The organism is Qipengyuania sp. GPGPB31 (genome assembly GCF_038396345.1).
Lineage (GTDB): Bacteria > Pseudomonadota > Alphaproteobacteria > Sphingomonadales > Sphingomonadaceae > Qipengyuania > Qipengyuania citrea.
In genome coordinates, this window is the sequence record NZ_CP149572.1 from 1,967,105 (window position 1) to 1,988,485 (window position 21,381).

At 57.1% G+C, this 21,381-nt stretch carries 17 protein-coding genes; 15 read left to right on the forward strand and 2 right to left on the reverse strand.

Features of this window, described 5'->3' with window-relative positions:
- Positions 1-38: 38 nt before the first annotated feature.
- The 3 genes from WKH79_RS09870 to WKH79_RS09880 all read left to right on the forward strand — a co-directional run bounded on the left by WKH79_RS09870 (position 39) and on the right by WKH79_RS09880 (position 2,884).
- Positions 39-449, forward strand: coding sequence for a MarR family transcriptional regulator (locus WKH79_RS09870; protein WP_341858750.1), 411 nt, complete (start codon positions 39-41; stop codon positions 447-449).
- 47 nt (positions 450-496) lie between these two features.
- Positions 497-2,044, forward strand: coding sequence for an AarF/UbiB family protein (locus WKH79_RS09875; protein ID WP_341858751.1), 1,548 nt, complete (start codon positions 497-499; stop codon positions 2,042-2,044).
- Between the two features lie 69 nt (positions 2,045-2,113).
- Positions 2,114-2,884: an NUDIX domain-containing protein gene (locus tag WKH79_RS09880; RefSeq protein WP_341858752.1), complete on the forward strand. Its 771-nt coding sequence runs from the start codon at positions 2,114-2,116 to the stop codon at positions 2,882-2,884.
- A 138-nt stretch (positions 2,885-3,022) separates the two neighbouring features.
- Here the strand turns inward: WKH79_RS09880 and WKH79_RS09885 are convergent, their stop codons facing one another.
- A complete protein-coding gene (locus tag WKH79_RS09885) occupies positions 3,023-3,349 on the reverse strand; it encodes a 2Fe-2S iron-sulfur cluster-binding protein (RefSeq protein ID WP_341858753.1) in 327 nt (108 codons plus the stop codon).
- Between the two features lie 31 nt (positions 3,350-3,380).
- Positions 3,381-4,643, reverse strand: coding sequence for a cytochrome P450 (locus tag WKH79_RS09890; RefSeq protein ID WP_341858754.1), 1,263 nt, complete (start codon positions 4,641-4,643; stop codon positions 3,381-3,383).
- A 182-nt stretch (positions 4,644-4,825) separates the two neighbouring features.
- Between WKH79_RS09890 and WKH79_RS09895 the strand changes: the two genes are divergently transcribed.
- The 12 genes from WKH79_RS09895 to WKH79_RS09950 all read left to right on the forward strand — a co-directional run bounded on the left by WKH79_RS09895 (position 4,826) and on the right by WKH79_RS09950 (position 21,254).
- A complete protein-coding gene (locus WKH79_RS09895) occupies positions 4,826-5,566 on the forward strand; it encodes an FCD domain-containing protein (protein WP_341858755.1) in 741 nt (246 codons plus the stop codon).
- 80 nt (positions 5,567-5,646) lie between these two features.
- Entirely contained in the window at positions 5,647-6,762 is a 1,116-nt protein-coding gene (locus WKH79_RS09900) for a nitronate monooxygenase (protein WP_341858756.1), read from the forward strand.
- Positions 6,763-6,919: 157 nt separating this feature from the next.
- A complete protein-coding gene (locus WKH79_RS09905; protein ID WP_341858757.1) occupies positions 6,920-8,110 on the forward strand; it encodes a transporter in 1,191 nt (396 codons plus the stop codon).
- Positions 8,107-8,583: an OB-fold domain-containing protein gene (locus WKH79_RS09910; protein WP_341858758.1), complete on the forward strand. Its 477-nt coding sequence runs from the start codon at positions 8,107-8,109 to the stop codon at positions 8,581-8,583. Before WKH79_RS09905 ends, WKH79_RS09910 begins: the two co-directional genes overlap by 4 nt.
- A gap of 7 nt (positions 8,584-8,590) precedes the next feature.
- Positions 8,591-9,841 carry an acyl-CoA dehydrogenase family protein gene (locus tag WKH79_RS09915; protein ID WP_341858759.1) on the forward strand — a complete coding sequence of 417 codons (1,251 nt, stop codon included), beginning with the start codon at positions 8,591-8,593 and terminating at the stop codon, positions 9,839-9,841.
- Positions 9,841-10,932, forward strand: a complete 1,092-nt coding sequence (locus WKH79_RS09920) for an acyl-CoA dehydrogenase family protein (protein WP_341858760.1) — start codon at positions 9,841-9,843, stop codon at positions 10,930-10,932. The genes WKH79_RS09915 and WKH79_RS09920 overlap by 1 nt, the downstream gene beginning before the upstream one ends.
- Positions 10,933-10,994: 62 nt before the next feature.
- Complete coding sequence (locus WKH79_RS09925; protein WP_341858761.1) at positions 10,995-12,608, forward strand: acyl-CoA synthetase; 1,614 nt, start codon at positions 10,995-10,997, stop codon at positions 12,606-12,608.
- Positions 12,605-14,242: an NAD(P)/FAD-dependent oxidoreductase gene (locus WKH79_RS09930; RefSeq protein ID WP_341858762.1), complete on the forward strand. Its 1,638-nt coding sequence runs from the start codon at positions 12,605-12,607 to the stop codon at positions 14,240-14,242. Before WKH79_RS09925 ends, WKH79_RS09930 begins: the two co-directional genes overlap by 4 nt.
- Positions 14,239-15,234, forward strand: a complete 996-nt coding sequence (locus tag WKH79_RS09935; RefSeq protein WP_341858763.1) for an alpha/beta hydrolase — start codon at positions 14,239-14,241, stop codon at positions 15,232-15,234. Before WKH79_RS09930 ends, WKH79_RS09935 begins: the two co-directional genes overlap by 4 nt.
- A gap of 121 nt (positions 15,235-15,355) precedes the next feature.
- Entirely contained in the window at positions 15,356-18,088 is a 2,733-nt protein-coding gene (locus tag WKH79_RS09940) for a TonB-dependent receptor (protein ID WP_341858764.1), read from the forward strand.
- A 248-nt stretch (positions 18,089-18,336) separates the two neighbouring features.
- Positions 18,337-19,854 carry a TonB-dependent receptor plug domain-containing protein gene (locus WKH79_RS09945; RefSeq protein ID WP_341858765.1) on the forward strand — a complete coding sequence of 506 codons (1,518 nt, stop codon included), beginning with the start codon at positions 18,337-18,339 and terminating at the stop codon, positions 19,852-19,854.
- A complete protein-coding gene (locus tag WKH79_RS09950; protein WP_341858766.1) occupies positions 19,851-21,254 on the forward strand; it encodes a TonB-dependent receptor in 1,404 nt (467 codons plus the stop codon). The genes WKH79_RS09945 and WKH79_RS09950 overlap by 4 nt, the downstream gene beginning before the upstream one ends.
- Positions 21,255-21,381 lie beyond the last annotated feature (127 nt).

Consider the following 21,381-nt stretch of genomic DNA (forward strand, 5'->3'; position numbering starts at 1 on the left):
GGTCGCCCATCAATGACGATGACCGGCTATTGTATCTAATGGACGAGATCAGCCGGAGCGCCAGACGGTCCTACGACCTTTCCGTAGTCGGCCTTGGCCTGAATCGGACGCAGTGGAGGATCATCGGCTTGCTGTTGCAAGAACCCGAGCTGACCCAAGCAGCCATAGGTAAACGACTGGAACTTGAATCGGCTACGATCGGCCAGGCCGTGATGGCTCTCTGTCAACGCGGGCTGGCCGAGAGAGAGAGAGCGCCGTCGGACAAACGAGCATGGAGGATCAGTTTAACATCCGAGATTGATGCGATTCTGCCTCAGCTCAGACAATCTGCCGACCGGCTACACGGCATCTTGTGGGCAGGTTTTACATCCGAAGAGAAGTCTGAGATGAAAACTTTACTCGGCCGGATTTCAAATAACCTGGCGCAACTCCCCGTCGCAGCGGACTGAGACAGATGTCCGGAGGCACAGAACAACCTATCGGGGACATTTCTCGCTTGGCGGAACTGGGTGGTATTTTCGCTCGTCACGGCGCGAAAAGTCTGGGTAATATCCTTGGAATAACGCCTCACCCTGACGCCGACATTACCCCCGAACAATTGCGGCCGAAATCAACGGTGGCCCTGCTTCGCGATATAGGCCCTGTCGGAGTAAAACTCGGTCAACTTCTAGCGACCCGCGGTGATTTGTTCTCCGACGAATGGATTGACGCTCTGGCCAGTCTTCAGGACCGGGTCGAACCGCTGCCTTTCACCTCAATCGAGCCGGTGCTCGTCGCCAGTTGGGGAGAGAATTGGGAAGAAGAGTTCACGGCCTTTGAACGCGAACCGATGGCCTCTGCTTCCATTGCCCAGACCTATGCGGCGACCTTGCCAGACGGCAGCGACGTGATCGTGAAGGTTCGTCGGCCCGGCACGGCGGCACGGCTGGAAGCCGACATGCGTCTGCTGGTGCGGCTGGCAGGGGCAACTGAGCGCCGGTCCAGCGACATCGCCCGTTATCGTCCGGTGGAGTTCCTCCAAACCTTCGGCAAGAACCTTACCCGCGAGATGGATCTTGCAGCAGAAGCGCGCGCTTGCGAACGGATTGGCGGCTATCTCGAAACTTTGGGAGCGAAGACCCCGGTAATTCACTGGCACCTTACCGGTTTGCGGGTGAATGTGCAGGAACGCTTGCCCGGCATTCCCGCCTCGCAAATCGACCGGGCAACGGACTCGGAGCATAACGCCGTATTCGCCAGACGTTATGCAGATGCAGTGCTGCGGATGATGATCCTCAACGGCGAATTTCATGGCGATCCCCATCCCGGCAATGTGTTTCGGATCGCCGCAGACAAGGTTGGCTTCATCGATTTCGGCGCAATCGGTTTTCTTAGTGGCGCGCGGCGTCAGGAAATCATTCGGCTGATCTTCGGGATCGCCGATGAGCAAACAGAGGATGTCGCCGATCTGCTGCTCCATTGGGCAGACAATCCGGCGGTGGATCGTGGACAATTCGCTATCGACCTAGGTCAGCTCATCGAAGAATTCCGCGGGACAGTGCTGTCCGGTATTGAGTTCTCGGTAATTTTCGACCGGGTCTTCGGCCTTTTGCGCGAATACCGCCTCGTACTGCCACCCGATCTTGCCATCCTGTTACGCACATTGTTAACCGCCGAGGGCTTTGTCCGTGCGTTCGCGCCGGACTATAACATCGCTGAAGAGACGAAACCCATAGTTATCCAACTGCTGTCGGAGCGATTCTCATTGGGAGCCACCCGCGACCAGCTGACCAAACTGCGTCGGCGATTGTTCGGCCTGTCGGCGTCCCTGCCTGACCTGATCGACACTGTGACCGCAATTGCCAAGACCGGCGCGATCCCGGTGAAGGTGGATCCCTCCAGCTTCGAGCAGTTGGACCGTCCACAACAGCAAAACCAGTCGGTCAAAGGGCCGGTGGTTGCCGCGCTCATCGTTTCCGCCGCGCTTCTGGCAGACCAGTCAATTGTGCTGGCCGCAATTACCCTGTCGTTCGCACTGGTCGCGCTGGTTCGCAAATGGAACTGAACCTATTTGCCTAAGCGCACCTCAGGATGCCGACGCATGTAGATTGATGAACCAATCGGAGAAAGAAGTGTGACCAGTCAAAAACCCGTCGATCCCGTTCCCGCGGCCACCATGTTGCTGCTGCGCGATAAACCAGAATTCCAGGTCCTGATGGTAAAACGCCACCATCAGATCGATTTCGCTTCCGGCGCATTGGTCTTTCCAGGCGGCAAACCCGCCGCAGGCGATGATGCGGAGCATTGGGCGGACCACTGCACTGGCTGGGATGTGCTCGACCCGACGCAGCGGGCCCTTAGAATTGCAGCAATCCGGGAAGCTTATGAAGAAGCGGGCATTCTGCTTGCCGATACCAACGATGGCACCGCTTTCGAAGGATCGTGTGATCTGGCGAGCCGCAAGGCGGTCGAGCACGGAGAACGGTCTTTCCTGGACGTGGTCCGCGAGGCAGATGTGCGGCTGAGGCTGCACGGGCTCAGCGATTTCGCCCGCTGGATCACCCCAACTTTCATGAACAAGCGCTTCGATACCTGGTTCTACGTTGCGCGCGCGCCAGAGCGGCAGATTGCGGCCTGTGATGGCTACGAAACCGTGGATGCTGAATGGCTATCTCCTGCTGGCGCCCTAGCGTTGGGCGAGGCCGGGGAACGGACGATCATTTTCCCCACCAGGCTGAACCTGGAACTGCTGGCGCAGGCAAACAGCGCACAGGACTGCATCACCCGCGCCGAGGCGCGTACGATAGACCCAGTCCTGCCGCAGATCGTTCAGCGAGACGGAAAGAATTTCCTGACCATTCCGGAAAATGCCGGTTACGGTACAGCCAGCGAGGTGGTTGGCTGACGCGGTTACATTACCCATAGGAAAGGAATGTTTTTCTTATCGGAATAGCTAACGGTTCCATGTTGACCAGCCCGCTAGGCATCGTCTGTTCTTGGTCCGCATCGTTTCTGGCTGAGGCGAGCTCTCTTTCGCGGGATTCTAATATTGTTCTTCAGGGACGTGGAGGACGAGCCCGTCCAGCATGGGTTTCATCGGGATCTGGCACGCAAGACGGCTATATTCGGTGGTGCCTTCGGCGAATTGCAGCAGATCAGCTTCCATACCGTCGTCCATTATTCGGCCCACCTTGTCGATCCATTCAGGATCGACAAAGACGTGACATGTCGCGCATGCGCACACCCCGCCGCAATCGCCGTCGATACCGGGCACATCGTTGAACAGGGCCGCCTCGCGCGCGGTTTCGCCTTCCTCAATCTCGACTTCGCGTCGTTCACCGTCGCTCGCGACGAACGTTACCTTTATCATTTCCAGCTCCGTAAAATTTCGATTTCTACAATCAACGGGCGTGCAAACGCACCGGAAGTTTGGTGATACCCCGTACCAGATTGGAAAACAGGCGCTCGGGCTCTCCGGTCACTTCGACTTTTGAAAAACGCTTGTGAATTTCTTCCCAGATGATGCGCAGCTGCAGCTCTGCCAGCCGGTTGCCCATGCAGCGATGGATGCCATAGCCGAAAGAAAGGTGATGGCGCGGATTCTTCCGGTCGATGATGAATTCGTCCGCCCGGTCGATGACGCTGCCATCGCGATTGCCCGAAAGATACCACATCACGACCTTGTCGCCCTTTTTGATCTGCTTACCGCCAATTTCGTAATCTTCGAGCGCGGTACGGCGCATATGGGTTAGCGGGGTCTGCCACCGGATAATTTCGGGCACCATGCTGGTGATCAGAGAAGGATCGTCGTTCAATTTGCGGTATTCATCAGGGTTCTGATTAAGCGCCAGAACACCGCCGCTGATCGAATTGCGGGTGGTGTCGTTGCCGCCGACGATGAGCAGCAGAAGATTACCCAGGAATTCCAGGAAGGGCATATCCTTTGTAGCTGGCGAATGTGCCATCATGGAAATCAGGTCGTTCTTCGGTTCTTCATTCACACGCTGTTCCCAGAGCCCCTTGAAGTACATCGCGCATTCGATCAACTCCTCGCGCCGTGCCTCGTATGATTCCACGATGCCCGTCTCTGGCGCCGCGGTCGTGATGTCGGACCAGCGGGTGAGCTTGCGCCGTTCTTCCCACGGGAAATCGAACAGAGTTGCCAAAGTCATGGTGGTCAATTCGACGGAAACCTTGTCGACCCAGTCGAATTCCTCACCGACCGGCAACTGGTCGAGTATCTCGCCTGCCCGCTCGCGGATGATCGGCTCCAGCAATTGAAGGTTTGAAGGGGCAACCGATGGAGTCACCGCCTTGCGTTGTTGATCATGCTTGGGCGGGTCCATTGCAATGAACATTTCCAGTTCGAGCCCGCCTTCAACCGAATGCATATCCTGGATTGCGATACCCCCAAGCTTCGCTTCGGAAGAGAATACCTTATGGTTGGTATCGACTGCCATGATGTCGTCGAACTTGGTGATCGACCAATAGGGCCCGACATAGCTTTCACGGCAATAATGAACCGGATCCTCCTTGCGGAGCCGATCGAAAAACAATCCTATGGTGTCGTTCTGAAACAAGCTTGGCCGGGCGACGTCGATTTCATCGATAGGTATCGCAGCAACCTTCTCGGCAATGTCGGCCTCAATGACTTGGGCGCCCATATCCTATCCTTCTCTGCAAGCGATGATCTCTAAGCCGACAACATACGAAATCGACCAGATTCGTCAATAAAGCTTATACTCTTTTATCCAATTGCCCCCGTTATAGGAGGGTGGGAAAATTGCCAGTAGACACCAAACTGATTTAAATCTTATAAGACTTATCGAGGAGTCAGATAGAAAAGATGCATCCGCAGGTCGATACAGCGAAGAAAGCCAAGCGCGCTCTGTCGCTTGCCCAGAACATCGTCCGCGACATCGAGGCAGGGGCCCACTCCGCTGGTGACCGGCTGCCGCGCGAGGACGAAATGCTGGCCCGTTACGAGGTTGCCCGCGCAACCTTGCGCGAAGCCCTGCGCTTTCTGGAACTTCAGGGTGTAATCCACCTGCAACTGGGGCGCGGCGGCGGCCCGGTCGTTGCGCGCCCGCAGACCGGCGACTTTGCCAACAGCCTTTCGCTAATCCTGCATTTCATGGAAGCGGACCTGCGCGGACTTCTGGAATTACGCGAGGCGATCGCGCCCGATGTCGCAGCCTATGCTGCGCTGCGCGCAACCACGGGTGATCTCAGCGCGCTCGGCGATTGTCTCAAGGAACTAGAGCGTAATGAAGCCAGCGATAATTTCGAGGAACTGAATCGCCGTTTCCATGACCTGCTTGGCTGGGCAAGCGGCAATCCGCTGTTTGGCTTGCTGACATCGGCGATGCATTTGCTGACGCGCGAATTTTCGGACGCGCTGGGGTATTCAGCACAAGAGCGAGCGGTCCAGTTGAGATTTCTGCGCCGCGTTCTCGAATCTGTGCGCACGGGCGATCAAGCGGCTGCGCGCCGGGCGATGTGCCGCCTGGTTTCTGGCTCAGCATCATATCTTGCGCAGCGCAGCCCCGAATTGGTGTCACAGCGGGTCAAATGGGGGGAAATCTAGCAGTTATAACAGTTTGAAGGTTCAAAATGGACCGATGCGAAGAGGATGAGAGAATGGCACTACAAAGCCGAATCTGTGCAATGCTGGGTATTGAATACCCGATCCTTCTGGCCGGTATGGGCGGTGCAAGCGTTCCGGCGCTAGCCGCAGCGGTATCGAATGCTGGGGGACTCGGCGTGTTAGGCGCAGCGGCATGTTCGCCCGAACAATTGCGCGACTGGATCCGCCAGACCCGCGAGCTTACCGACAAGCCCTTCGGCGTCGATACGCTGCTGCCCGCTTCGGTCAGGCGCGGCTCTGCCCCGCAAAGCGGTGGCACGCCTGAAAATCCCATGGACCTGCTAGGCGAGTATCAGCAGTTCACTCGCGAATTCATGGATCGGGAGGGCCTACCCCGGGTCGATGCTGCGGCGGCCATGCGGGCGGCGGGCGCACCTGAAATGGGAAAGGGCGCGCCGCAGCTGTTCTCCAAAGAGTTCTTCGAAGCGCAGATGGAAGTGGTTATCGAGGAAAAGGTGCCCGTCTATGCCGCTGGCCTGGGCAATCCGAAACCATGGATGGACCGCCTCCACGCCAATGGCACGAAGGTCATGGCGGTGATCGGCAAAGTCAAGCACGCCCAGCAGGTGGTGGATTCTGGCATCGACATGATCGTTGCGCAGGGTCACGATGGCGGTGGGCACAATTCCCCGATCGGCACCATCTCCCTCATTCCCCAGGTCGTCGATGCAGTGGGTGACCGCGTACCCGTTATTGGGGCCGGCGGTATTTCGGATGGTCGCGGCGTGGCCGCTGCAATGATGCTGGGCGCGGAAGGTGCATGGATCGGCACTGCGTTCCTCGCGACGGAAGAAGCGGGCATCGAACGCTTCCAGAAAGAAGCGATCACCGAAAGCGGTGATGCCGATACGGTTGTCAGCCGATCGCTTACAGGCAAGCCAGCGCGCATGATTCGCAACCGGTGGGCCGATGCCTGGGTGGAAGCGGGCAAGGAGCCCCTCCCCATGCCATATCAGTCGATGATTTCCGGGCCGGTAATGGCCTCGGGCATCCAGGCAGAGCGCAAGGACGTCATACCCGGCTTTGCAGGTCAGGGGATCGGTCTGATCGACTCGATCCGCCCAGCCGCCGAAGTTATGAAGGACCTTGTCGACGGTGCCGAGAAGGCGTTTTCATCCGCCAAAGCCTATTCGTGAACAGCAGCGGAGGTATCAAAATGAACGATGCACTGGTTCTGCCGCAAAGGCGCGCGTCAGGCCGCCACACCATGAACGGCTCGCCGGTATTTGACCGGCCGAAACCCGGTCTGTTGCAAGGCGAGTGCCGAGCGCGACGGCAAAGCGAGGTGCAGGCATGAGCGGTTCTGCGTCCCTCAGCTTCAGCGACAAGTCCGCCATTACGGGTGTTGGCGAAACCGCTTTTGTAAAAGGGGCCGAGAATACCGCAGTCGACATGATGCTGGAAGCATCGCGCCGGGCCATCGCGGATGCGGGCCTGAAGCCGTCCGACATTGATGGCATGGTCCCGCCCCCGATTTATACGACATCGGAGGAGATGGCGGCCAATCTGGGCATCGATGTGCTGCGCTATGCCTCCACGGTGCATATGGGCGGCGCCAGCCTGACCGCGGCGTTGCAGAATGCAGCCATGGCGATCGCCAGCGGCCTGTGTGATCATGTGCTCGTGACGCTGGGCTGGAATGGGTATTCGGCCCTCAGGCCAAAACCTGGTGCCCCGCCCACCCGGCCGATGAACATGAACACGCTGACCAACACGATCCAGGGCTATTATATTCCCTATGGTGTGTTCCTGCCGGTCCAGATGTATGCTTGGCTCGCGACCAGGCATTCGCAGCTTTACGGAGTAGGCGAGGATGCAATGGAAGCCGTTGCCTTGGCCTGCCGCCGTCATGCGCAGTTGAACCCGAAAGCGTTCACCTATGGCCGCGAGCTGGACAGTGAAACCTATCGTTCGGCGCGGTGGATTTCCGAACCGTTTCGGCTTTATGATTGCTGTCTTGAAACGGACGGTGCCTGCGCGGTTGTGGTCTCGCGGATGGACCGGGCGAAAGACATGCCTCATGTTCCTGTCAGCATCGCCGGCGCAGCCGAGGGGCATCCTTATCCGGCAGACGACATCCCTTCCCGGCCCGATCCGTTCAAGATCGGCCTAAGTTATGCAGCCCCGCGCGCTTTCGAGATGGCGGGCGTTCGGCGGGAGGACATGGACTTCCTCCAAATCTACGACTGCTTCACCTACGTCGTCCTTCTGCAACTGGAGGCGCTGGGATATTGCGAACCGGGCGGTCAGACGGAATTTGTCACCGGCGGCCAGATCGAACTGGGCGGGCGTTACCCGGTTAACACCCATGGCGGACTGCTAAGCGAGGCGCATGTTTGGGGATTGAACCACATCGTCGAGGCCGTGCGCCAGCTGCGCCATGATTGCGGCGAGCGGCAAGTCGAAAACGCACAGGCCGGACTTGTCACCGGCTGGGGCGATCTGGGTGATGGCAGCATCGCTATCCTGAGGAGGTTCGCATGAGCGACGAGAACGATCTTCCGCCCAAAATGCGTGCCTCTGCGCAGCAGGTGCCGCCCAAACCGAAGCCGCGCCCGCAGGATCCGGTGGAACAGGAATTCTGGAACCGGTGCCAGGACGGCCATTTGTATTTCCAGCGCTGCGGCGAATGCGGCACCTTCCGCCATTTGCCGCGCTATATGTGCGCCAAATGCGGATCGCCCGATTATTCATGGGAACAAAGCAGCGGGAAAGGCACGTTGTTTTCCTGGACGGTCACGCATCAGGCCCTGCACCCTGCCCTCGCCGCCGACATTCCGTTTATCGCGGCGGTGGTCGAACTGGAAGAAGGCGTGCGTATGGCGACCCGGCTGATCGACTGCGACCACGACAAGTTGGAGCTGGACCTCCCGGTAATGCTCGATTTCGAACCGATTGCTGCGGATTTTCGCCTGCCGGTTTTTCGCCCCGATACGAACTTGCCCGACGAAGGATAGGCCCGCAATGGATCTTGCTTATGGACCTGAATACGACACTTTCCGCGAGGAAGTGCGGCAATTCCTGGACCAGCACGGCGATCATGCGCCCGCCGGACAAGGCCGCGCCGCCCGCCCCTCTGCCGAAGCGGTCGAATGGCAGAAACTGCTGATCGAATACGGCTATACCGCGCGAACGATTCCTAAGGAATATGGCGGCTATGGGGCCGAACCCGACATTCTCAAATCACGGATCATTGCTGAGGAGTTCGCACGCGCAGGCGTTCCTGGCGGACTTGCCAATCAGGGCATCTCCATGCTGGTCCCGACGCTGCTGGAACTGGGGACCGAGAAACAAAAACGCCAGTGGGTCGAGCCGACCTTGAAGGGCGAAATCGTGTGGTGTCAGGGATATTCGGAACCGGGGGCAGGATCGGACCTCGCTGCCTTGAAAACCAGCGCACATGTCGAAAACGGCGAGTTTGTCATCAACGGGCAGAAAATCTGGACCAGCACGGCCAAACAGGCGGACATGATCTTCTGTCTGGTCAGAACCGAGGCTGACGCGCCCAAGCATGGGGGCATTTCATACCTGATCTTCTCGATGGATACGCCGGGGATCGAAGTGCGCCCGCTCAAGACCATGACTGGACACGCCGAATTCAACGAGACGTTCTTCACCGATGTCCGCGTGCCGATGGATCAAATTGTCGGCCAGCGCGGTCAGGGCTGGTTCGTCGCCAATGCGACACTGGGACATGAACGCGGTATGCTCGGCGATCCCGATGCTCTGGAAAACCGCTTTCAGGCGCTGGTCAAGCTGATGCAAGAAGAACGCATTGGTCAAGGCCGGGCCATCGACAATGCCGCGCTGCGCGACCGACTCGCCGCGCTTCAGGCCGAAGTTGCGGCGATGAAATACAACGGAATGCGCATCCTGTCGGACAATCTAAAAGGCGATCCTGGCGGCATGGCCAAGCTGATCGTCAAGCTACAAAGCTGCGAACTGGCGCATCAGATTTCGGCTCTGGCGATTGATGCAATGGGCGAAATCGGCGTCCTTTATCATGGCAGCGAGCGCGAGCGTGACGGCGGCGCATGGCAGTGGAACTACATGTTCCAACTGGGCCTGATTATCGGCGGGGGCACTGCACAGATCCAGAAGAACATCATCGCTGAACGCGGATTGGATATGCCGCGCGAACCCAAGCTGGCCAAACCTGCGCCAGCACAGCAAGGCGCAGCCGTCGCGGCTCGCCAACAACAGGGAGCGGCCTGATGGATTTCGGACTATCTCAGGACCAGCAAATGCTGCGCGAGGCAATCGCGCGATGCCTCGCCGATACCTGCCCGCTTGATCATGTGCGTGAATGCGCAGAAGGCGAGGCGTCTTACAGTGAAAAGGTCCAGTCGGCGCTTAGCGAACTGGGTCTGACGGGAATGATGGTTCCCCAAGGGTATGGCGGCCATGGCATGACTTTACTTGATGCAGCGGTCGTGGCCGAACAGCTCGCCTATGCGGTTGCTCCCGTGCCGTTCCTTGCCAACCATGTACTTGCCCCCATCGCGTTGGCGCAGGCAGGCAGTGATGCACAGCAGGCCGAATGGCTGCCCAAAATCGCCAGCGGCAAGGCGCGGATTGCGGTGGCACTAGCCGAAACTGTCGAAGCACGCAGCGGCGCAGGCGTGACCTGCGACGGCGAAAAGCTGAATGGAACGGCTTTGTTCGCGCTCGACTTTGCCGGGGCGGATGCGTTTCTGGTGGCTGATACAGGCGGCCGACTGCACATCGTGCGCGCCGATGCCGCCGGGCTTGAGAAAATCCCGCTCACGACCATCGACCGGACCCGCAGCGTAGGTGAACTGCGCTTTGAACAAGTTGAGACAGAACCGCTGGCCGATGATGGCGGGGCGACTGCTTCTCGGCTGCGCGATGCTGGGCGCGTGGTCCTCGCCGCGGACAGCATTGGCGCAGGTCAGGCCATGATCGAAAAGGCGGTGGATTATGCGGGGCAACGCGAACAATTCGGGCGGATCATCGGAAGCTTTCAGGCGGTCAAGCATATGTGTGCGGAGATGGCCGCCCGTCATGAACCATGCCGTTCGCTGGTCTGGTATGCTGCCCATGCGTTTGATGCTGCACCGGGTGAAGCTATGCTCGCTGCGTGCCATGCAAAGTCTCATACGGGCGAAGTGCATCGTTTCGTCGCTCGCACGTCCACCGAAGTGCATGGCGGGATGGGCTTTACCGATCTCCTGGGCCTCCATTACTGGTTCAAGCGGATCGGTTTCGACCGCCAGATTTTGGGCGGACCCGAAGTGGTGAGAGCCGAAGCGGCGGTGCAGCAGGGATGGACCAGGGCGGCATGATGTAAGCAATTGCGGGGACGCGCGCGAGACAAGCGCGGCCCTTCACGAGAGGAGATAACACCGTGATCGACTGGAACCTTGGGGACATCCTTGATGCGATTGAACCGGTCATGCCGAAGGATGCGCCCGCGCTGATCCATGGCGACCGGATCGTCACCTGGCCGGAAATGTCCCGGCGTTCTAATAATCTCGCTCGTAATTTACGCGAACGCGGTGCCGGCAGCGGGGCGAAAGTTGCGTTCTACATGCGTAACCGGCCTGAATATGGCGAGCTGATCGCGGCCTGCTTCAAGGGGCGGCTCACCCATGTGAACATCAATTACCGCTACGTGCCCGAAGAGGTGTTCTACATCTTCGACGATTCCGACAGCGAAGTGATCGTCTACAGCTCCGAATTTCGCGGCAACATCCTTGAGCTCAAGGACAGACTGACAAACGTTCACACCTTCGTCGAGATTGGTAATCCGGCCGACATCGCGCCTTTTGCCGTGCCGTATGAAAGCCTTACCACGCAAGGCGATGGTTCGCCGCTGGGCATAAAGCGTTCGCCAAACGATCTGCTGTTTATCTACACTGGCGGAACCACAGGCATGCCCAAAGGGGTGATGTGGCAGCATGACGATATGCGCAAAGCTCAGCTCGATGCGCAAAAGCTGCTTGGCCCGGTGCCGCAGTCGCACGAAGAAAACATCGAGCTCATCAAAGGTGGGGAGACATCACGCCGCACCCTTCCCTCTTGCCCGCTGATGCATGGGACCGGCTTCATCACGGCGATCGGTACGCTGATGTCGGGCGGTGCAATTGTCACGCTGAACGACCCGTCATTCGATGCCGAAGAATTGTGGGACACGGTCGAAAAGCATAAGGTAGAAAGCATCGCCATCGTCGGCGACGCCTTCGCCAAGCCGATGCTGCGGGCGCTCGACGACTATCCTGACCGCTGGGATACCAGCAGTCTCATATCGATCATTTCATCGGGCGTGATGTGGAGCAAGGAGGTCAAGGCGGGCCTGTGCAAGCATATCCCGCAAGTGGTCCTGATGGACAGTTTCGGCGCGTCCGAAGGGCTGGGCTATGGCCTTGCTGTTACCACTTCAGAAGGCGGCACCAACACCGCAAAATTCGGTATCGGCGAGTTTTGCGATGTGTTCGACGAGAACGACCAGAAGGTCGACGCGGGTAGCGGCGTGCCCGGCTTCATCGCTCGCAAGGGCGCGATCCCGATCGGCTACTACAAAGATCCCGAGAAATCCGCCAAAACCTTCAAGACCATTGACGGGGTTCGGTATTCGATACCCGGCGATTGGTGCCGGGTCGAATCCGATGGCAGCCTGACCCTGCTTGGCCGGGGCAGCGTCTGCATCAACACTGCTGGTGAAAAAGTTTATCCCGAAGAGGTCGAAGAGGCGCTGAAAACGCACCCTGCGATTGCTGATGCGCTGGTGGTCGGCGTGCCGGACGAGAAATGGGGACAGGCGGTGACCGCCGTGGTCCATTTGAGCGAGCGTGGCGAATTCGATGAGCAGAGCGTGAAGGACCATGTCCGTCAGCAACTCGCAGGGTACAAGACGCCCAAGGCTATCCACCCCACAACCACGGCCTTGCGCGCTTCCAACGGCAAGGCGGATTACGCTGTCGCGAAGAAGATCGCAGAAGGCAACCGGGCGGCAGTGTGAGCGGCAAGACCACCCCCGATTATGATGCGGTGATCGTGGGTGCCGGGTTCAGCGGCATCTACCTTCTTCACAAATTGCGCGATGCCGGGTTCAATGTCTTGCTGATCGATGCTGCCGCCCAGCCCGGCGGCATATGGTACTGGAATCGTTATCCGGGTGCGCGGGTGGATTCGCAGGTACCCCTCTACGAATTCTCGCTTCCCGAGCTATGGCAGACATGGTCTTGGAGCGAGCGTTTTCCCGGATGGGAAGAACTGCGCGCCTATTTTCGTCATGTCTGCGATACCCTTGATCTATGGCCGCACATGCGTTTGGGCACTAGGGTCGAAAGCGCGCGCTTCGCCCAAGAGGCCTCGCTCTGGCTTCTGCAGTTGGACAGCGGAGATACGGTCACAGCGCGGTTTCTTCTCCCCGCTCTAGGTTTCGCATCGAAACCTTATGTGCCCGATATTCCGGGCCTCGATACATTCTCGGGTGACTGGTGCCATACTGCGCGCTGGCCGCAGGTCGGGATCGATCTGGCTGGCCGGAAGATCGGCCTGATCGGCACCGGTGCCAGCGGTGTCCAGGTGGCGCAGGAGGCGGCAAAATCGGCAGATCGGCTCACACTATTTCAAAGAACACCGATTCTCGCCCTGCCGATGCGGCAGGAAACAATGACCGAGGAAGGGCAGGTCTGCGAAAAGCAGAGTTACCCAGCCATTTTCGAGCAACGCACGCAGACCAGCGGGGGTTTTGAATGCCAGTCGCTGGATGAATCGGCACTTGAGGTTAGCGATGAGGAGCGCACCGCACATTTTGAGTATCTCTGGCAGCGCGGCGGCCTGAAATTCTGGTATCACAATTTTGCGGATATGCTCACCGATCGCAAAGCAAACCGCTACGCTTATGATTTCTGGCGCGAGAAGGTCCGGGAGCGGATCGTCGATCCGGCGCTTGCGGAAAAACTTGCTCCTGCCGAACCGCCCCACCCCTTCGGCACCAAGCGGCCATCGCTGGAACAGAATTATTACGAGATTTTCGCGCAAGATAATGTCGCGCTGGTCGATCTGAAGGACACGCCGATTGTCCGGATCAGCGCCGACCGTATCGAAATTCAGGACGGGGCGTTTTACTGCGATCTGATCGTATTCGCGACGGGATTCGATGCGGGGCGCGGCGGCCTTATTGACATGAACATCACCGGGAAAGACGACCTCTCACTGTCGGCTGCTTGGGAAGACGGGCTCTGCGCCTATCTGGGCATGGCCGTAGCCGGATTTCCCAATATGCTGTTCGCTTACGGCCCGTTGAGCCCTTCGGGGTTCTCCAACGGGCCGACCGCTGCCGAAATTCAGGGCGACTGGATTTGCGACTTCCTGATCTGGCTGAGAGATAACGATATCGAGCGCTTCGAGGCGAACCCGGACGCAGAAGCTGGTTGGACCGAAATGGTCGCTCAGGTTGGCGCGATGACGCTCTTTCCGGAAGCGGATTCGTGGTACATGGGCGCAAATATTCCCGGCAAAAAACGGCAACTCATCAATTTCCCCAGCGTGGCCGGTTATGCCGCCCTTTGCGAGGAGGCCGCGCGCAATGCCTATCGCGGCTTTGCCACCACAAATCTCACCAGCAAGGAACCTTTCGCGCAATGAATGACATGACGTCAGTTAACGACCTTCCAGCCGACATCGATCCCATATGGGCCGGTGATGGTTCGCACCTGCCCGAGTGGTTCATAACCGCGCTCAGAGTGCCGCGCGAAGAAGGTTATGTCGAGATAACCGGTGCGAAGGTCCACTATTTTCGATGGGGTAACCGCGATAAGCCGAAATTGCTGATGACGCATGGTTTCCTCGCTCATGCCCGATGCTTCGCCTTTATCGCCCCATTCTTTGCCCAGGACTATGACATCGTCGCCTTCGATCTGGCGGGCATGGGTGACAGCGAGATGCGCGGTTCAGCGGGCGCTGCGGCCCGCGGTAAGGAATTCGTCGAGATCGCCGAGGCGCTGGGCTTGTTCGCTGATGGGCACAAGCCAACGATCATTGCCCACAGTTTCGGTTCCGGTGCCGCGCTGACAGCCGTTACCCAGTCGCCCGATGCCTTCGCGGGAGTGGTTGTATGCGATCTCATGATCATGCGTCCCGAAATGCTCGATGGATATTGGAATAAAGAGCGATCGAGCCCTGGCTCAGGAAATCCGGATAAACCCAACAGGCATTATCCCACCTACGAAGCAGCACGGGAACGCTATGTCCTATCTCCGCCCCAGCCGGTCGCAGAGCCGTTCTTACTGGACTACATTGCGTATCATTCGCTGTGTCGAGAGGAGGGCAGTTGGACATGGAAATTTTCGCCGGAGGTCTTTCGGCGGAGCAATAAGCCCGAGGAATGGCTGACTATGGGCAAGCGCCTGGTGCAGGCACCGGGCCGAAAGGCCATCGTGCACGGGGGCAACAGCATGCTTTTTTCGCAGGATTCAGCCGATTACATCCGCGATATAGGTGGCAACGACATTCCGATAATAACGATTCCCGAAGCCAGTCACCACCTGATGCTCGATCAGCCCTTGGCGTTCGTGGCAACTCTGAGAAGCGTGCTTGCTTGTTGGAAAAGTTCACCGGAATACGAACAGCAATGTTAGATCAGTCCTTTACTAAAACTGATTGGTCAGACATGATAAATCGATTTAGTAATTCACTATGCGGCACAATTTTTCTAAAAATTGCAAAACAATCAAAGACTTGGCGAAGGGAGATGATCGTATGAAACATATACTTTTGAGCGGTGTATGCGGGTTCAGCCTGTTGGCGGCTCCGGGTTTGGCCCATGCACAGACTTTAGACCCCGACGCAATTGATGCGGCCGATTTATCGGATCCTGGCGAAACTGGCGGGCCGGTTGAAGGCGGCGCGGACGAAAATGTTATCATTGTTACGGCGCAGGGGCGCCAACAGCAGTTGGCGGATGTGCCGGTGGCCATCTCTGCCATCAATGCGGAAACGCTAAAGAAAAGCGGTGCAAACGACATTCGCGAACTCAACCAAATCGCACCATCCCTACTCGTTTCCTCCACAGGTAACGAAGCGAATGGGTCCGCGCGCGTGCGCGGGATCGGCACTGTGGGGGACAATCCAGGCCTCGAAAGTTCCGTCGCGGTCTTCGTCGACGGCGTGTATCGCTCGCGCAGTGGTGCCGGCCTTAATGAAATACAGCCGATCGAACGTGTGGAGGTGCTTCGCGGCCCCCAGGGGACGCTTTTTGGTCGCAATGCGTCGGCAGGCCTCATTAACGTGGTGACACAGTCTCCTACGTTCAGGCCCGAGGGCTACGTGGCGGCCAGCTACGGCAACTACGATGCAATCCGAGTTGAAGGAGGAATTTCTGGCGGAATAAGCGATACAATCGCCGCGCGGGTTGACGGGGTCTATTTCGAACGTGACGGTTTTTACGATGATGTCGTCAACGGTGTCACTATAAACAATCGTGATCGCTGGCTTGTTCGCGGCCAAATGCTGTTCGAGCCCAGCGACACACTACGGTTTCGTCTTATCGGCGATTATTCCAAGAAAGAGGAGGCTTGCTGTGCATCCGAATACCTTACCCGCGATGATGCGGCGTTCGCGCGGCAATCGCTGACCGGAGACCAGTTCGACAGAAACCCGCGAGGTCCCGGCCTGACAGAACTCAGCAACCCTGTGATTCCAATCCTGATCGGGCTTGGTCAGGATCCAGCGGCATTCCAGCCCGGAATTCAACGCGATCTCTACATCACCCCGGGCCGGTCGTATGAAGGCGAGACCGAAGATTGGGGCGTTTCGCTTCAGGCAGATTGGGATCTGGGCGGCGCTTCACTAACTTCGATCACAGCTTTCCGTAAATATGGAAACAACCAAGCGGCCGATACCGATTATGGTCAAGTCGACATCCTTTACAGGGCTCCTGGCAAAGACGCGCTTGGGCGGTATTTCGAAACTTTCAGTCAAGAACTCCGCTTACAAGGCTCAGCTTTCGACGACCAGCTGGACTGGCTCGTCGGTGGCTACTACGCCAATGAGGATCTGACCGTGCGCGACAATCTTAAGTTCGGCACGCAATATGGTGAGTTCGTGACCTGCCGAGTGGCCTTGTCTCTTGCGCCCACCGCCCTGAGTCCTGGCGATCCGGGGTGCCTTGCTCCGGCCGTTTTTGGCGGCCTTCAAGCGACCAGTGCTTTCGGACCTGCGACACCTCTGCTGATTGACGGTATCCTGCGCCTGCAGGGTCTTGGAAACGTCGGCGACGAGGACAGTGCATTCTTCCAGAACAGCGAAAATTTCGCCTTTTTCACGCACAATATCTTTCACATTACCGACCGTCTCGATCTGACCCTTGGTTTAAGGTATACTAACGAAACCAAGACGCTTGCCGCCGACCTCAACAACACCAATACGATCTGTCCGGATCAGCGTGCTGCGCTTTCTCCGCTTCTGGGGACGGACGCGGGATCGCTCGCAGCGCCACTGATCGTGCTGGCATGTCAGGGTAACAGCTCAAGCGAAGTGAACGGGCTTAATCTCGACGATGAGCGCTCCGAAGATGCATTCACCGGCACCGCCGTGTTGTCGTATAAGGCGACGGATGATCTGCTTATTTATGGTAGCTATTCCAGGGGCTACAAAGCGGGTGGTTTTAATCTTGATCGCTCGGCGCTGAACAATCCGTTGTTTAGCCCGATCACTGCGGGTACAAGTGCCAATCTTCAGTTCGAACAGGAAGAGGTCGACGCCTTTGAGATCGGCCTTAAGTACTCCTCCTATCCGTTTTCGGTCAGCCTCGCTGCGTTTCGACAAGAGTTTACGAACTTCCAGCTCAACACGTTCAATGGTGCCGTCTACGTCGTTCAGAATGTCAACAGTTGTGCAAACGATTTGGGGGGCGCCGATCTAGACGATGATGCCACAACGGGATCTTGCGCTGTCGAGGACGTTCAACCTGGCGTGATCAGTGAAGGTATTGAGATCGAATCAACCCTCAATCCGGGCGGTGACCTGAGCTTGAATCTCGGACTTACCTATGCCGACACCCGCTATGAAGATAACCTAATCGGTGACGATAGCGGATTACCGCTTGATCCGGCCTTGCAGCTTCTTCCCGGCCAGAACCTTTCCAATGCGCCAAAGCTGTCGATTACGAGCTCACTTAGCTGGACCCCGCCGATCGGCAATAGTGGACTTAGCGGCTTATTCTACATCAACCAGCGCACCACGAGCAAATACAACACCGGATCGGACCTTCTGCCTGCAAAGCGACAAGAAAGCTTCACCCTTGTGAATGCCAGGATTGGCCTCAGAGGACCCGATCAGCGCTGGGCCATCGAACTGTGGGGGCAGAACCTTTTCGATATTGGTTACACGCAAGTCGCGTTCAATGCCCCTTTCCAAGCCCCTCAGCAAATCTATGGTGCGTTCCTTGCTGAGCCGAGAACCTACGGTTTGACAGTCAGAGCAGGCTTCTAAGAAGTATAATTCCGATGATCCTTCAGGCCCATCCGGCGCAAGGGATTTTAATAAAGCCCTTTACGATAGGAGCGTCAAAGAGTAGCACATGTCATAGGGGTAAGACTCTTATTTTCTCATGCTTACCCTCTCCTTAAACTAGGGGCAGCTCCATGAGCTGCCCCAATTTTGAGCGACAACTTATGACGGGCAGTATGAGCTCGTAAAAAAAAACATAAGAAAAACAATTGGGGGATGGAGATATGGGAATGACGAAGAAAGCATTTTGGCTGTCGGGTGCAGCTTTGATGGCTCTGCCGCAGGTTTCGAGCGCTCAGGAAGCGGAAACCGAAGACCCTACCGGCAACAGCAACGTCATCATCGTAACAGCGCAGCGCCAAGCACAAAGCTTGCAGGAAGTGCCGATCGCCGTCAGCGCTTTTGACGCCGAGGCGCTCGAAAGCCAGCAGATCGAAAACGCTGCAGATCTTCAGCTGACATTGCCCAATGTCTCTTTCGCCAAGGGCAACTTCACCGCATCAACCTTTACAATTCGCGGTATCGGCGACCTTTGCGTTGGCGTAACTTGCGATTCGGCGACGGCCATTCACGCCAATGGGTCGCCATTGTTCGGAACGAGGTTATTCGAAACCGAATTTTTCGATCTGGAGCGCGTCGAGGTTCTGCGCGGGCCCCAAGGTACGCTATTCGGAAGAAACGCAACCTCCGGCGTTGTTAACATTGTTACCGCGAAGCCGGACCTCACCGGTTTCGGTGCTTCTGCGGAATTTGAATACGGGAATTTCAATAGCATTGAAGCCAGGGGAATGGTCAACGCTCCCATTGGCGATACGATAGGTGCCAGAGTATCGGGCATCTATATCAAAAGGGATGGCTACACGACCAACCTCTTTAACGATTCCGATGTTGATGATCGCGATTTGTACGCGGTGCGCGGTTCACTGCGTTTTGAGCCTACGTCCGATACCACGATCGATCTCATGGGGTATTATTTTCGCGAAGAAGATTCCCGGCTACGAAATCAAAAGCAGGCTTGCCAGCGCGATCCTCTTGGCATCCTCGGCTGTCTGAATAACCGGCGTGATTTCGACATCACCAACGCCAACTCGACGATTGGCGCGGTGCTTGCGTCATCCGAATTTCTCGCAATCCAAGGCATTCCAGCCGCTCTTGGACTTGGCAGCCTGTACGGGCCGGACGCTTTTGCCGGCTTCGACAAGCCTGATGACGTCAGGACGGTGAATACGGCTTTCACACCATTCTATTTTGCTGAAGAAATACAGGCTCAGGCGCGTATCGAGCAGCGCATCGGTGCAATGACGCTGACAGCAACTGGTCTGTATCAGGATACCGAAGTGGACTCCCGCCAAGATTACTTCCTCGGCATCCAGGATCGAGCCGGTTTTGCCACGGCGCTCAACACTCTTTCGTTCTTCGGAGCGAACGGTTTGCCGACGGGCCTTGCGCCGCCCGCCCCTCCCTTCATCCCCGGCTCTTCTGGCTATTTTTCGCCAATCGTCGAAGCCCTTATTCCCAATGGACCGCAGGGTACACTTTGTACGTCCGACAACGATGACGGAAACAGGGGGTCTTTCGAAGGTAATTCGGTGTGCGGCGATACACCCCTGTCATTTGACAGGTCCTCTGAAACACGCGAATCATGGAACGCTGAACTTCTTCTCGCGAGTGATTTCGGGGGGCGTTCAACTTCCTGCTCGGGGGTATTTACGCGAAATCGACAACTACGGATAACAGCTATTATGTGAACTCGTTCGCGCTCGACTACGCAAGCTCGATCCTTGGCTCTTTTGGATCGCTTTCGGGGGGCTTACCGCCCTCGTACCTCGCAACATCCATGTTTCGAAACAACTCCCTTGAATCGAACCTGGAAAGCTTCGGAATTTTCGGAGAGGTCTATTTCGACATCACGGATAGGCTCACCTTCACCGGCGGGCTGCGCTACAATGATGACAAGAAAGATGTCACAGCGCGGAACACACTTGCGAGCTTCCTCAATCCGTATTCCAACGATGGCGACGCATTCGATTCGCCATTCGTGGGAACTTTTGATGCAGATTTGGGAGTGGCTGGAAATCAACTGGTCCAGTTCCGGGAAGTGGGTTTCGACGAAATAACCGGCCGCGCTGTCTTAGACTATGAGGTTACTCCAGATAATACGGTCTATGCTTCCTACTCGAGAGGGTACAAGTCAGGGGGAATCAACCCTCCGCTTATTCCAATCTTCCAGGTACCTGAAAGCTTCGGGTCGGAAACGATCGACGCGTTCGAAATCGGATCGAAGAACGTATTTGCAAACGGCAAATTACAATTGAACGCAACCGCATTTTATTACAAATATAGCGGATTGCAGCTCAGCCGGATCGTTGCGCGGACGTCGGTGAACGACTCCATCGACGCCACTATCTGGGGTGTGGAGGTGGAATCCGTCATTCGTCCGGACCCGGACTGGCTCATCAACCTGACGTTGAGCTACCTTAACGCTGAGGTTGATGGAGACCAGTTCTTCTCAAACCCGCGCGATCCCGGTGGCGGCGATCCAGACGCCGTCATCATCAAAGATATCAGCAACGGTTCCAATTGCGCGGTGACGGGGCCAGGAAGAGGCATCGCGGATGCGTTCGTCGCTGGAGTCAATGCAGCTCTTGGTCTGCGCGGGCCTGAAGAATTTCCGGCTGACGGAAATCTTCCTTCCAGCGGCGCTTTCAGTATATGTGATGTCCTTGCAGGCGCGGTTCCTATGAATAGCGGGATCAATGTTTTGAGCCCCGGTGTAGAAGTGAACATCAATGGCAATAAATTGCCGCAGGCGCCTGAGATGAAGGCAGCCATGGGTGTCCAGTATACCGCCGAATTCGACAATGGCATGACCCTCGTTCCCCGGTTCGATCTCGCCCTGACAGGGGAACAATATGGCAATATCTTCAACGGCCGGGTCAACCGAATCAAGCCGTTCGTTCAGGCGAATGCGATCGTGCAGCTGAACAGCGCGGACGAGAGATGGTTTATTCGGGGCTTTGTCCAGAATATCTTCGACAGTAGCTCTGTCACTGGACTTTACGTCACCGATGCCTCTTCGGGCAACTTCACTAATATCTACACCCTTGAGCCACGGCGTTATGGCGTTGCTATAGGCGGTAGTTTCTGATGCTTTAGCGTTTCCCTTTTGCCTACAGGCCCAAGCTCCCGCTTAGCGAGGGAACCTGTAGGCAGGGGTGCGCTTAAACGATGTTGCATCGATGGCCAGGGTATCACTTCACTCTACAGTAGTGCTG